Origin of the sequence: Flavimarina sp. Hel_I_48 (genome assembly GCF_000733945.1) — a bacterium.
GTDB lineage: Bacteria > Bacteroidota > Bacteroidia > Flavobacteriales > Flavobacteriaceae > Leeuwenhoekiella.
In genome coordinates this window covers 2,309,263-2,322,587 of sequence record NZ_JPOL01000002.1, presented here as the reverse complement: position 1 = coordinate 2,322,587, position 13,325 = coordinate 2,309,263, and the positions used below count along the sequence as shown (strand labels likewise).

The 13,325-nt window shown below is 42.4% G+C and carries 9 protein-coding genes; 5 read left to right on the top strand and 4 right to left on the bottom strand.

From position 1 onward, the window contains the following. Window positions 1-61: 61 nt before the first annotated feature. The 5 genes from P162_RS10230 to mptB all read left to right on the top strand — a co-directional run bounded on the left by P162_RS10230 (window position 62) and on the right by mptB (window position 7,320). A complete protein-coding gene (locus P162_RS10230; protein WP_031427289.1) occupies window positions 62-1,369 on the top strand; it encodes an NAD(P)/FAD-dependent oxidoreductase in 1,308 nt (435 codons plus the stop codon). A gap of 195 nt (window positions 1,370-1,564) precedes the next feature. Then, a complete protein-coding gene (locus tag P162_RS10225; protein WP_035917010.1) occupies window positions 1,565-3,466 on the top strand; it encodes a 4Fe-4S binding protein in 1,902 nt (633 codons plus the stop codon). Between the two features lie 188 nt (window positions 3,467-3,654). After that, a complete protein-coding gene (locus P162_RS10220; RefSeq protein WP_031427286.1) occupies window positions 3,655-4,347 on the top strand; it encodes a glycosyltransferase family 2 protein in 693 nt (230 codons plus the stop codon). Further along, a complete protein-coding gene (locus tag P162_RS10215; RefSeq protein WP_031427284.1) occupies window positions 4,347-5,807 on the top strand; it encodes a cellulose synthase family protein in 1,461 nt (486 codons plus the stop codon). The genes P162_RS10220 and P162_RS10215 overlap by 1 nt, the downstream gene beginning before the upstream one ends. Window positions 5,808-5,907: 100 nt before the next feature. Further along, window positions 5,908-7,320: a polyprenol phosphomannose-dependent alpha 1,6 mannosyltransferase MptB gene (gene mptB, locus P162_RS10210; protein ID WP_031427283.1), complete on the top strand. Its 1,413-nt coding sequence runs from the start codon at window positions 5,908-5,910 to the stop codon at window positions 7,318-7,320. 550 nt (window positions 7,321-7,870) lie between these two features. Here mptB and P162_RS10205 read toward each other — a convergent pair. The 4 genes from P162_RS10205 to P162_RS10190 form a co-directional block, all read right to left on the bottom strand. Beyond that, window positions 7,871-10,030 (bottom strand): choice-of-anchor I family protein, encoded by a 2,160-nt coding sequence (locus tag P162_RS10205; protein ID WP_051907855.1) that lies wholly within the window; start codon window positions 10,028-10,030, stop codon window positions 7,871-7,873. Window positions 10,031-10,218: 188 nt separating this feature from the next. Further along, window positions 10,219-11,853, bottom strand: a complete 1,635-nt coding sequence (locus tag P162_RS10200; protein ID WP_031427281.1) for an ArnT family glycosyltransferase — start codon at window positions 11,851-11,853, stop codon at window positions 10,219-10,221. Further along, on the bottom strand, window positions 11,850-12,479 hold the full coding sequence (locus P162_RS10195) for a lipid-A-disaccharide synthase N-terminal domain-containing protein (protein ID WP_031427280.1): 630 nt from the start codon (window positions 12,477-12,479) through the stop codon (window positions 11,850-11,852). Before P162_RS10195 ends, P162_RS10200 begins: the two co-directional genes overlap by 4 nt. Then, entirely contained in the window at window positions 12,472-13,191 is a 720-nt protein-coding gene (locus P162_RS10190) for a glycosyltransferase (RefSeq protein ID WP_031427278.1), read from the bottom strand. The genes P162_RS10195 and P162_RS10190 overlap by 8 nt, the downstream gene beginning before the upstream one ends. Window positions 13,192-13,325: the final 134 nt, after the last annotated feature.

Genomic DNA, 13,325 nt, shown 5'->3' with positions numbered 1-13,325 from the left:
TTAAATAAAGCCCATTAGTTCCTATCTTTAAAACCGACCATAAAAGCAAGCACTCCCCAGTATGGAACATATTGTTATCATAGGTAATGGCATTGCGGGCGTTACCGCTGCACGGCATATCCGTAAAAATTCCGACAAAAAAATTACGCTGATCTCTGCGGAAAGTGATGCGTTTTTTTCACGTACGGCGTTAATGTATGTGTATATGGGTCACATGCGCTGGAAGGATATTGAACCTTACGAAGAACACTTTTGGGATAAAAACCTTCTGGAACGTAAAAGTGGATATGTGCAGCAGGTTGATGTCACTTCAAAAACCCTACATTTTGCAGATGGCGCAACTTTGGCCTATGACAAATTAATCATTGCTTCCGGCTCTACCACGCAGACTTTTGGCTGGGAAGGTCTCGAGTTAGAAGGTGTACAGGGACTTGTTACAAAACAGGATCTTGAAAAGCTGGAAAAGAACGCGCCAAATAAAGAAGTTTGTCAGCGCGCAGTGATCGTGGGCGGCGGACTCATAGGCGTGGAGCTTGCAGAAATGCTGCATACCCGCGGTATCGCCGTGACCATGCTCGTTCGGGAAAATGCATTCTGGGGCGGTACGCTACCTCAAGGCGAAGCGGCAATGATCTCCAGGCACATTCTTTCCCACGGGATTGATCTGTGCCACGAGACCAACCTTGATAAAATTCTGGGGGATGAAAATGGTCGTGTTCGCGGCGTACTTACTAAAGCTGGGGAAGAAATTGAATGCCAACTCGTGGGAATTGCCACCGGCGTTAAGCCAAAAATTGACTTTTTAAAAGACTCTGGCATTGAAACAGACAAAGGCGTTCTGGTCAACCGCATGCTGGAGACCAATATTAAGGATGTTTATTCCATTGGCGATTGTGCACAGCAGCGAGAAGCTATAGGAAATAGAAAACCGGTAGAAGCGGTATGGTACACCGGCCGCATGATGGGCGAAGCTCTTGCCCAGACCCTTTGCGGAAAAACATTTGAATACAAGCCCGGGCACTGGTTCAATTCGGCTAAATTCTTTGATATCGAATATCAGACGTATGGATGGGTATTCAGTGAAAAATCAAAACCGGAACATGAGGCTCATTTTCATTGGAAACATGAGGACGACACCAAATGTATTACGGTCGCCTATAACAAAGAAACCGGTGCATTTTTAGGAATAAACACCTTCGGAATACGCATGCGGCATGAAGTTTTTAATCGCTGGCTTACTGCCGAAAAAGATGTTGATTTTGTTATTAACAACCTCAAAGCAGCGAATTTTGATCCTGAATTTTACAAACATTACGAAAAAGAGATTTTGAGGGCATATCAAAAAACTGCCAAAAAAGAAATTGTTTAAAATTTGAGAACAACTAAAAACGTCACTACGAGTATCCTGGTTTTTTTTCGGGATGTATCGAGAAGCTTTTCAACCCAGACCGATCTCGATACACGCTCCTGACGTCGCGCACTCGATCTGACAAATAAACAAGGACTACCAGATCTTAAAAGCCTGAAAAAGGAATTAAAATAATTGCAATAACAATAAATCCCTATGAGCACCCTCAACCGCGATATGTCCCTTACCGGTGAACCGCCAAAAGCTATTACCACGCGTCAAAAGTTGGCCGTGGGCATTGGATTGATCGGTTTATTTATATTGATTTTGGCCCTTGCTAATGTCAATTTCCCCAATAAGACCGTTTTCCTAAGTGCAGCACTTTTACTTATCGCCGGCGGAACCATTCTTTTTGCCGCAGACTTGTATTTAAACAAACACGCGGGCATTAAAAATGATGGTGTTTACTTTAAGAGCATGACCTCGCGAGGAGTACTTGGCTGGGCGACAGGGATTCTGCTTACCCTTTTTTATGTTGCGCTGTATTGGTTTCCACAGTATTTGGGTCTTAATACTGAAGGCGATAATACCGGTCTGGTGGGACTTTTTGACCCACTAAGCAAATTCATAAGTGGAAATCCCGCAAGCCAGTGGTTTGTCTACGGGACGCTGTACACGCTGGCCATACTTAGTTTTGGGGTGAAATTTATCCTAAAATACCGCCACAGTCGGTATGAAATTTTGCGTACGTGCTCTGTTATGTTTTTTCAATTGAGTTTTGCATTCATAATTCCTGAGATTCTGGCGCGTCTTAACCAGCCGTATTATGATCTTAAAAACATCTGGCCGCTCAATTACGAGCTTTTTGCAGGTTATAAAATCGACGAATTCTTAAGCGCGGGTGATATTGGGTTGTTCATGCTGATTTTCGGCATACTTTCCATCTTTGTGATCACTCCTATCCTTACGTACAAATATGGTAAACGCTGGTATTGTTCCTGGGTTTGCGGCTGCGGCGGCCTGGCGGAAACTGCCGGGGATCCCTACCGGCATCTTTCAGATAAAAGTCAGTCAGCCTGGAAAATTGAGCGCTGGGTCGTACACAGCGTAGTGGTTTTTGTGACCGTAATGACGATTGCCGTTGTATTTTCCTATCTGGCAGGCAATGAATCTTCCGGGATCTCGCAATGGAGCAATTTGCAGGACAAGGTCGCCTTTATGAATGCCAGCGGCACTAAACCATTGAATGAACGCATTGCTGCCGCGGAAGAAGCCAGTGCCAAATCAGTGGTAATTATAAATCAAAACGATAAAAAACAAGTTGCACCAGAAAGCAGTAGCGCTATAAAAATACCATACACGATTATTTCTGAAGCCGAAAATGTACAGGCACTTAAAACAATTCAACAAGGCGGTGCGGCTACACTTATAAACCAGGCTGCAAACAGTCCTAAACTCAATATTTCTTCAGAAACACAGACGCAGTTTTTTGATAATTTGTGGTTGAGCAAAGAAGCATTTATGTGGTCTGTGGTCGCCCTTTTGACCCTCGTTTTCGGCTGGGTGATGATTTTCCGAAGAAAGCAACTGGCCAAAGACGCAAAATATGGCGCTATAGGTTATTTTGTAGTAGTGATGTCTATTTTGTTTATCACCTATTTCAACGGTTCTGGCCAGCTTTTCTTTTTTGACGCCTATCAATTGCGATCTACCTACGGTTTTGTGATCGGGTCAATTTTCAGCGGGGTTATAGGTGTGGGCTTCTACCCTATATTTGGTAGCCGGGTCTGGTGCCGTTTTGGTTGTCCCATGGCAGCGATTTTAGGCTTTCAGCAGCGTTTGTTTTCAAAATTCAGGATAACCACAAACGGCGGTCAGTGTATTTCCTGCGGAAATTGCTCCACCTATTGCGAGATGGGGATTGATGTACGGGCGTATGCACAAAAGGGTGAAAACATCGTACGAAGCTCATGTGTGGGCTGCGGGATCTGCTCAGCTGTTTGTCCACGTGGCGTACTTAAACTGGAAAATGACACGTATTCAAACCGTATCAATTCCCGGGAGGTTTTACTGGGCAATGATGTGGATTTGATGGATTATGTAAATCAGGGAAACTAAATCCCATAGTATAGGCGCTGAGTTAAGTTTTCTTTTTGAGAACTTTTCAACCAATAGGCAACCTATTTAAAATTGCCAATATTCAGCTAAAATCCACTGTTTTTGGGCATAAAATCTGCTCAAAACCCTTCTTTTTACAGAACAATACCGACTTTTGCAACCTCAATCGGCAATTTCGAAATTAAACTATGGAGTATTGCATCAAGGTCATTATACCGGCTTTTAACGAAGCAGATTCCATAGCAAAGGTAATTAGTGATATTCCCGGTTTTGTAGCTGAAATTATTGTTGTCAGCAACAATTCTACGGATGAGACCGTGGCAAATGCCATTTCCGCAGGTGCTACGGTACTAACCGAAAACAAACGTGGCTATGGTTATGCCTGTTTGAAGGGAATGGAATATGTGGCAAATAAGGCCAAAAAACCAGATATTATCGTGTTTTTAGATGGTGATTACAGCGATTATCCTGAAGAAATGACCGCACTTATAGGACCTATTGTTGAAGAAAATATAGATCTTGTGATTGGCGCTCGCGCGGAAAATTTGAGGGAAGCGGGAAGCATGACCTTTCCACAACGCTTTGGTAACGCGCTGGCCACCTTTTTAATGCGCGTTTTTTTTAATTCAAAATTCACTGATCTAGGTCCGTTCCGAGCCATAAAATATGATAAGTTACTGACGCTCAACATGCAGGACAAAACCTATGGCTGGACGGTAGAAATGCAATTGAAAGCCTTAAAAAGAGATTTTACGTATGTAGAAATACCGGTAAAATACCGCAAACGTATCGGCGTTTCTAAAGTTTCCGGCACGTTTAAAGGTGCTTTTCTGGCCGGCGTGAAAATTTTAGGTTGGATCTTTAAGTATAGTTTTAAATAATGCAGACCGCGATCATCATTCTTTATACCCTGGCCCTGACGCTCGTTTTAGTGTACAGCCTGGCACAGCTACATTTGCTCATCAATTATTTAAAAGCAAAGAAAAAAGAAGATACCGCGCCCAAATTTGATTTTCAAAAAGCCGAAGAAATCCCTACGGTTACCGTTCAGCTCCCCTTATATAATGAGTTGTATGTTACCGAACGCTTGCTCAAAAATATTGCCCTGCTCGAGTATCCAAAAGATAAACTGGAAATTCAGGTCCTGGATGATTCTACTGATGAAACGCTTGTAACCACCAGGGCTCAGATCCAAAAGCTACAGCAAACCGGGCTAGATATCAAACACCTCACCCGCACCGATCGCCAGGGTTTTAAAGCCGGAGCGCTAAAAGAAGGATTACAGTCAGCAAAAGGCGAATTTATTGCCATCTTCGACTCTGATTTCATACCAAAACCCGATTGGCTGCGCAACACAATTCCGTATTTTAAAGATGATAAGGTAGGCGTCGTACAGACGCGCTGGGGCCACCTCAACCGGGATTTTTCTATCTTAACACGTATTCAGGCCTTTGCCCTGGATTTTCATTTTATGCTGGAACAAGTGGGGCGCAATTATGGTCATCATTTTATCAATTTCAACGGTACCGCGGGTGTATGGCGCAAAACCTGCATAGAAGATGCCGGCAACTGGGCCGGGGACACCCTCACCGAAGATCTTGACCTCAGCTACCGCGCCCAACTCAAAAAATGGGAGTTTAAATATCTGGAAGAAGTGGTTACCCCGGCAGAACTTCCCATGGCGATAAGCGCCGCGCGATCGCAACAATTCCGGTGGAACAAGGGCGCTGCCGAAAATTTTCAGAAATTGTATGGAAGGCTTTTAAAAGATCCCAGTATTTCCCTAAAGACGAAATTCCATAGCTTTTTTCACCTCCTCAATAGTAGTATGTTCCTGCTCGTACTTATTCTGGCCATACTCAGTGTGCCTGTTTTATATATTAAAAATACGAATCCCATGTACAGCAATTACCTGAATATCATCGCGTTTTTTGCCATTAGCACGGTGATTTTCTTTGGTTGTTACTGGGTCACCTACAAACGCATACATGGCGGCGGATTCAAGAATTTCATCAGCTATATCGGGATGTTTTTTACGTTTTTTTCGGTGGCGATGGGCTTTAGCGTGCACAATTCGCTGGCGGTGCTGGAAGGGCATTTTGGAAAGAAATCAGATTTTATACGTACCCCAAAATTTAATCTCAGCACTTTAAAAAACAATAAATACATCAATCGCAAAATCCCACTGAATACGGTTCTTGAACTCTTGCTTTGCGCTTACTTTGGCTTTGCCATTTATAGTGCATTCTTAATTCAGGATTTTGGGCTCATCCTTTTTCATATCATGCTTTTCTTCGGTTTTGGATTTGTCGCTTTTAAATCGGTTTTCTCCAGAGTTTAGGTCATTTTTTCTCGCTTCCCTAGCCGAAAAAAGTACGTTGAGGCACTCTCAAAAATTGGCATCTGTTCCTTATCTTTCCTTCTTATAGAAGAATTGTCTTTTGGATCTAAAACGTTATTTTCAGCTTTATAAAATACCGCTGCTGCTGGTTCTCAGTGCGCTGGCTTTTTACTGGTCATTTGCGTATGATCTGCAACGCTGGGATTTTACAAAACTCATTACGCTTTATGCCGCGCTTTGCTTTCTGAGCTATAAAATAATCTCCATTTTCAAAGGAAATTGGGCAGTTTTAGTGCTATTTTCGGTGATTTTTAGGCTGATTTTTCTTCTTGCCACACCTAATCTTTCTCAGGATTTTTACAGGTTTCTCTGGGATGGGCAGTTGGTGTTATCAGGCATAAATCCATATCTGTTTACACCGCAACAACTGTTCGCCTCGGGAGCGGAAATCGCGCATGGCGACCAGCTTCTATCTGGAATGGGAAACCTGAGTGCAACCCATTTTTCCAACTATCCGCCCATAAATCAGTTGCTTTTCGCAATTGCCGCTTTCCTTGGAAAAAGCAGTCTTCTGGGCGGAATAATCGCCTTACGCATGTTGATTATTGCGGCAGATTTGGGAATTTTATACGTAGGCGCTAAAATCCTGGGTTATTTAAAACTGCCGAAAACCCGCATATTCTGGTATGCACTGAATCCGTTTATCATTATAGAACTCACCGGAAATCTCCATTTTGAAGGCGTTATGCTCTTTTTTATGCTGGTTTCCATTTATCTTTTACTGCGGCAAAAATGGATTTGGGCCGCCATAATCCTGGGGATTTCTGTTTCGGTGAAATTGTTGCCGCTCCTGTTCCTGCCACTGCTCTGGCAATCTTTAATCAAAGATATTCCTGCGAAAAAAAACATTCCCAAACAATTAACGCATATTTTAAAAGGCACCGGAAAAGGGATTTTAAGACCTATAGCTTTTTATCTTATTGTACTGCTTGCGGTACTGCTCACTTTTGCCCCCCTTATTTCCGGCGAATTCCTGACAAATTTTACCGCTACTATCTCCCTTTGGTTTCAGAAATTTGAATTCAATGCCAGTGTGTATTACCTCATCCGCTGGCTGGGCTATCAGGATCGCGGTTTCAATATGATTGCTGAAATAGGTGCCATTCTGCCCAAATATATTTTTGTTTTTGTGGTACTGCTCGCTTTTTTCAGAAACAACATAAGCCTACGCAGTCTTTTGGAAGCCATGCTTTTTGCGGTAAGTTTTTATTTTCTACTGAGTACAACCGTACACCCGTGGTACCTGGCTACGCCTTTGCTTCTAAGTATTTTTACCAGATATCGGTTCCCTATTGTTTGGTGCGCACTTGTATTTTTGAGTTATTCCGCCTATGGTAAAAACGAAGTGGAGGAAAATCTGTGGCTTGTCGCGCTGGAATATAGCGTAGCGATTGGTTATGCGGTTTGGGAATTTAACAAATCTGAAGATATGGAGACTATTAAAGCTGTATAACTCAAACTGTAGATTGTATAGTGAACCATTTAATCTGACTTTGATTCAATATATTATGGTTTTAAATATTCTTAAACTATATTAATCCAGTGTCACCCTGAATTTATTTCGGGGTCTCACAAGTAGCTCAGGCATTGATTTGTCACCCCTTGAGCTACATGCGGCAGATTCTAGTGCGATGCTGAAACGAAATCAGCATGACAAAAATCTGTTTTATGCCAAATTCACTATTATAACATTAAAACTGGTCATTTCGAGTGATTTTTTGCAAAAAAATTGTATTGAGAAAGATGAATTTTTAATCGAAAAACGCTGATCTCGATACGAAATTCCTTCAGAATTTCACTCAATCTGACGCATTTTTTAGGTCAGAATAAGGTTTTTAGACTGTGGTTACGTCATAATCTACAACTTCAACCTGGCAAATAATCTTTAAATGAAAAACTCCAAAAAGGCACTAAAAATGGCCATTTTAGGAGTTATTTTTCAGCTGTTTATTCCGTTGAGCAAAACTTTACGATGTGCTGCTCAAGGTCTGAATCTGGAAAAATTATTTTACCAAAAGCTTTTTGCTCTCGCCCTTATCATTCCAAACAATATAGGTTCCGCTGCTCAGACTGGTGCTATTTATATAAGTTGCATCCTCTTTGCGCTGCAATTCACGTCCCTGTATATCATAGAGCACAAATGTCGTGGGCTTGTTGAAAAATATACGTTCGCCCGCAGCGGGATTCGGATACATTGTAAAATCTGTTTTGGCCGTTACAGCATCTTCAAGCGACAAATTGTTGTTTTCTAACGTATATACACTAATCGTGGCGCTCACTTCATTGGCAATTACAATAAGTCCTTTTTGGGTAGCATTGTCTTCCGGTTTTACATAAATTATTCCTTCCGGAGCCAGGTCGCCGGTTATGTCTTCACCAGGTTCTGTGCTGCGGTTGTTAAAATAACCTTCAAAAACCGGTGCCATAGGATTGGTCACATCATAAACCATAAAACCACCAATGCGTTCCAGCCCAACGATCGCGTAAAAAGCACCGTTTATTTCTTCAACAATCAACGCTTCGGGCTCCGGACCTTTGTTATCACTTCGGTTTTTAAATTCGTTTTCATCATTGGTCGTATTAAAAATGGCACCGAAAACGTCATCCTCAAGCGTAAAACGTTCAAAATCGTCTGCGCTGTCATAAACCTGCTCTCCGGTTGTACCATTATAAATACTAAAAGAACGCCCCCCGTAAGCATGCAGTTCTTCATACTCCCCATCATTATCAAGATCACCATCTACACTTGAAAAATTGAGTTTGCCAAGATTCTCTTCGCGCTGTAAAAACTCCTGATTCGGAAAAACTGCTGCATCAAGCACCATATCTTCCAGGTTTGTTTCTTCCTCAAAAGCATCATACTCCCGCGCATCGCCTTCGTTTGCGGTTACATAATAGGTAGTTTCGCCCACGGTATAATTTGCAATCGCATCGGGCATATACATCCCCTTGATGGGCCAGTTGGCCATAAAAGCAAAATCCATTTCGTTAGAAGTATCCAGCGCATTTTGTGGCAAACTGTGATCTTTAAGACCCATGGGAAAAATATCGGTAATTTCCATAGCATCAAGATCAACGACCGCTATGGCATTGTTTTCCTGCAAAGTCACCCAGGCGTGCTGTGAATCGGCTGAAACGGTAATATATTCAGGTTCCAGATCCTGTGAAACGCTTGCATTGGGATCAAAAATCCGGATATTTTCTACCCTTAACGCGTCAATTTCGGCATCAAAAGCATTAAAATTCAGCATTTTCACCTCATTTTGAGTCAGATTTTCAACCCCGCCGGAAAGATCAACCACGGTAATACTTCCTTCGGGATCGGTCAAATAATCCTGACTGGGTTCGCCTTCATTGGCTACCAACAATTTGCTCCCGTCTGGGGTAAAAGTAATCATATCAGGAAGCGCGCCCGCTTCAATGGTGCTGAGAATGGTGCCGTCTACATCCATAAAAACAACAGTGCCATTAACGCCCACTTCATCAGGAACAGCGGTTGCAGCCACAATACCATCATGAACCGCCACGCTGGTGCCTCCTTCGCCATAAGCCGAAAGATCTATCGTGCTCAGAGCACTTATGTCTAAAGGATCACTAAAATCAAGAATTTCTACGGAAGCATTGCCGCTGTTCATTACAAAAAGGCGGGAAGTTTCGGGATCATGGCCCACGATTTCAGAACCGGGATTATCACCGGTGATCGCATAACTGGTCCCAAAAGTCACTCCGAGCGAATTAGTAAAACTGGGCGTATGCGCTTCATCATCAAGAATGTAGATCACGGCAATGTTGTCTTCACCTACACTGCTATTTACAGGATTTTGTAGCTGGAGCGCGACCAACTTATCGGGAGCCATTTCAGCATTGTTTGTAATGTTTATGGTCACACTCTGGGTAAGATCGCCTGAAGAAGCAAAGGTGAGCGTCTGGCTGTCATACTCATAATCTGTACCCGCCATTGCCGTGCTTTCCTCTGTAAGAATCGCAACATCTACAGAAGCAATCATCAAAGGTGATTCTGAAATGCTGACCGTTAAAGTGGCCGTGCCTTCATCTTCATTCACCGAAATATAAGCCTCATCAAAATTGATTTCCGGATCTGCCTGTGCTATTGCTAAAAGACTGAAAAAGCCAAAAAGAAGGCTCATGTAATTTTTTCTCATCGAAATTGGTTTTTATGAATTAAAAACACAATTTACTTTCGAGACCTGAAAGAGAATGATGACAAGGGTTATCCTTACTTTAAGATTCGGCCACCCTAATTTAAATAGATACAGTTGTTAACTTTTGGTAAACACAGCGGTAATAAACCGGTATAAAACCACAAAAAATAGCCCAATTTTAGTCCATTTTAGTCGGTTTTTTGCACAAAATAAAGCTTTGCGATACGCCGTTCTTTATAATTTCTGTCGGCTTTTGAAGTGATGTTGCCATCAATCTGCGTTTGAAATTGCAGGTTATAGTTTTTAAAAACGGACTTAAAATCAGTCTCCTCATCGGGCGTCATCCACACGGCGAATTTCTTTTCTGAAGGGAGCAACGTTTTACCAGCGCTTTGAATCAACGGCACGCGCTGGCCAAGGTCCCAAATGAGCTCCGGTGAACCATTCGTGAATAAATACTGTGGAATTTCCTGTTTGTCTAATTCCCGAACCTTTGGTGCGAGACGGGCATAATCCGTATTGGTATAACTTGCCCTTGCCAGCGGAAATCCCAGCGCAACGATTCCGCAAAGAAATAAAACGGTCAAATAAAATACATTGGGAAGCACTTTTTTAACCAAAGACCTGAACATAAAAATACCAACAACCACCGAAAATATACTGAATGGGATAAACCAAATCCATAAACCGTTCAGATTTTCACGAAGAAAAATATAACTTGCAACAGGCGCGGACAATGCAATCACACTGATCAAACCGAAATTGAAATAGACTGGCACCGTTTCTTTTTTATCCTTTAAAGCCGAAAAATATCGGAATAAATACTGAACATAAAATGAAGTATTCATCGCCAGCGGAATCAAAACCGGCAACAGGTAACGTGATTTTTTTTCGGGGACGAGCGATAGTAAGATTACCGCTGCAAGCGTCCAGATCAGGGAGAATTTGTAAGCTTTTAAGTTCTCGACCCGTGTTTTTAAATAGGGATATAACAACCCGATAAAGGCCGGGATGGTCCAGATTCCGCTTTGCGTGAAAAAACTCCAGTAATAATACAGCGGTCGCGTGTTGTGGTTTGCCCAGGCGGTCGCTTCCTTATCCGCTATCGCGGTCGCCGAAGCAGGATCGAGAACATAGACCGCGATCGCCCACCACGAACTCAGCACCGCGATCAGGATGATCATAAGAATAAAAGGCACCACTTTAGGCCGAAAAGCTTTGAATTTATAAACGATTCCATAAGCGATGAGAAAAGGCAACAGCAGCGCAAAATGGCTTACCGGCCCCTTACTCATAAACGATAAACCGATGAAAATGCCCGAAAAAACAGCATTTTTATAGGTGTTTTCTGTTTTTTCAAAAAACTGAAACAGAAAGTAAATACCCGCAAGCATAAAGGCATGTGCAAAAATATCCCAAGTGCCATTACGCCCTGCAAATAAGATGTAAAAGGATGTCGCAAGAATAAGCGCAGCGTTAAAAGCCTGTTCTTTTTGCCGGGTGCTATATTCCACAAAGCGGTAAAAAAAGAAAATTAAAAAAGTCGTTACCAGTGCCGAGGGCAAACGAAGGGCCCAGGTATTTTCCATCCCAAATATAGCCCCAGAAATCGCAGCAAGCCAGGTGGGCAAAGGCGGTTTCTCGTAACGTGCCTCGCCGTTCATGGTAGTGAGTACCCAGTTGTCATAGTTCACCATTTCACGTGCCGTATTGAAATTACGCGCTTCCATGATGTTCTCATAAAGGACGTCAAGATGGGTGAAAAACAGGCAAAAACAGGCAAAAAATAGCAGTAAAAGGTGATATTTTGATCTTATTGTCATGACTTATCTATACCGAATGAAAGTTTAATATTCCGAATATAAATGAATACACCCATCAGGTGGCCCACAAACAAAACGGGATCTTTCCGTAAGATCGCGTAGGTAAGAATGAGCAGGCCACCGGCCAGACTCAGCATCCAGAACCCCAGCGGCAGGCTTGATTTTTTCTTTCGTTCAGAATAAATCCACTGGTAAATAAAACGCAGGGTAAAAATGATCTGCGCCACCGTTCCCAAAAGCAATAGCCACAGCGGTATTGCTTCGTTCTGAAAGAGCTTTTCAATATCATAATCGCCATTATTATAACCATAGATCACAATTAAAACAGGGAATATGAGTAAAAAAATACGGGCGATTTTAGGTGATTTTGACCATTGCCCCTGCAGCTGCAAATTCCGGATATAAATAAAATATGTAAGCGCCTGCCCCAGCATGATGGCGAAATCCTCCCGTAAATAGCCATAAACAAAAAGAAGAAATGACGCGCCAAGGCTAAACCACCAGAACGTGGATGGCGTAAGTACTTTTTTTTGCTTTTCTGAAAGCAACCATTGCAGTACCAGCCGGCCAGAGAACATGAGCTGCGCTAAAAACCCTACAGTATAAATCCACCACGGGCTATGCATCAGAACGTTTTGATACAGTATAGTTTATATATTTTCTTTTCATCCATAAATAGGCAAAACAGTCCAGTAAAGGACCTAAAAGTCGGTTCCAGACACCAAATTTTGCCGTTCCTGCAATCCGTGGGAAATGGTTGACGGGAATCTGGATCACTTTCCCATTTTGCAACAAAACCATTGCGGGCAGAAAGCGGTGCAACCCCTTAAACATAGGGATGCGTTTAGCGTAATCTGTTTTAATAATCTTAAGTGGGCAACCGGTGTCATCCATACCATCATGGGTGAACGCGCGACGTATCCCGTTTGCTATTTTGCTGGACATATTTTTGATAAACCTATCCTTCCGAGCCCCACGCAGGCCGGTAACCAGGTCGTACTCCCCTATAAAGGGCATAAGTGTATTAAAATCCTCTGGCGTAGTCTGCAGATCGCTGTCTATATAGCCCACATATTCGGTTTCGGTATAATCAAAACCTGCTTTTATAGCCGCGCTAAGACCACAATTTTTTTCAAATGAAATATATTCAAAATCCATATTTCTAGCGCAAATAGCTTCTACGAGGCGCAAACTATCGTCTGTAGAGCCGTCATTTACAAAAAGGATTTTTGATTTGGCGGCGGCGCCTTTAAGATAATCCTGCATAGCGGTTTCTACCCGTGGCAGGTTATCAGCCTCGTTATAAAGCGGTACTACGATGGTCAATAAATAGTTCATGCAGTTGATTGAAGGGGCGAAAATACGTAAATGTTTTAAAGGAAATTTTAAGAACTGTAGGTTTTTGATTTTTGGGTATTTTAGACCTTTTTTAGGCAAATAGCACCTGTTTTTTGATCATTTAGAACTATTTA